Genomic DNA, 864 nt, shown 5'->3' on the forward strand with positions numbered 1-864 from the left:
CTAGAAGGTGTTATGCACCTGGGAGCAAGTTAAGGCCAGCGGCTTTGGCGAGCATGAGCCCGGCAAAGGCGAGGTAGTGGAGTTGCTGCAGGCTAACGGCCAGGCGTTCGTAATCGCGGGCCAGACGCTTGTAGCGGGCGCTCCAGCTCAGGCTGCGCTCGACGACCCAGCGGCGGGGCAGCAGCACAAAGCCGCGCTTGGTGTGCCCGAGCTTGACCACCTGCAAGGCGATGCCGTGCTGCTCGGCGGTTTGGGCGGGCACCTCACCGGTGTAGCCCTGGTCGGCATAGGCCAGCGTAACGCTTTGTCCCGAGGCCACTTGCACCTCTTCGGCTAACACGCCGACTTGGGCCCGGTCCTGTTCGTTGGCCGGCGTAACGACGGCGGCCAGCAGGTGGCCCAGCGTGTCGACGGCCACGTGCACCTTGCTGCCCTTGCGCCGTTTGGCGCCATCGTAGCCGGCCCGGTGCCCGCTTTCGGGCGTGCTTTGCAGTGTGCGCGAATCGAAAATCACGGCGCTTGGGTCGGCGGGCCGCGCTTCGTTGAGGCGCAGCACCTGGCGCAAATCGTCGGTCAGGGCTTCAAAGACGCGGGCATCGCGCCAGCGGGCCCATTGCTGGTAGCACGTGGCCCAGGGCGGTAAATCGTGGGGCAGGTAGCGCCAGGTGCAGCCCGTGCGCACCACATAGCGCAACGCGTTAAATAACTCGCGGAGTGGATATTGCCGCTGGGCCGCGTCTTCGCGAACCAGCAATAAATACGGGAGCAAAAAACTCCATTCGTCGTCGGTGACGTCGCTCGGATAAGCGCGGCGGGTAACTTCCATACCCGCTAATTTCGCTCACAAGTCCATAACACCGTCTA

At 64.1% G+C, this 864-nt stretch carries 1 protein-coding gene; it reads right to left on the reverse strand.

Annotated elements, in window-relative coordinates:
- Positions 1-10: 10 nt before the first annotated feature.
- On the reverse strand, positions 11-826 hold the full coding sequence (locus JAO73_RS22840; protein WP_198979648.1) for an IS5 family transposase: 816 nt from the start codon (positions 824-826) through the stop codon (positions 11-13).
- Between the last annotated feature and the right edge of the window lie 38 nt (positions 827-864).

The sequence above is a fragment of the Hymenobacter miniatus genome (genome assembly GCF_016427455.1).
Lineage (GTDB): Bacteria > Bacteroidota > Bacteroidia > Cytophagales > Hymenobacteraceae > Hymenobacter > Hymenobacter armeniacus.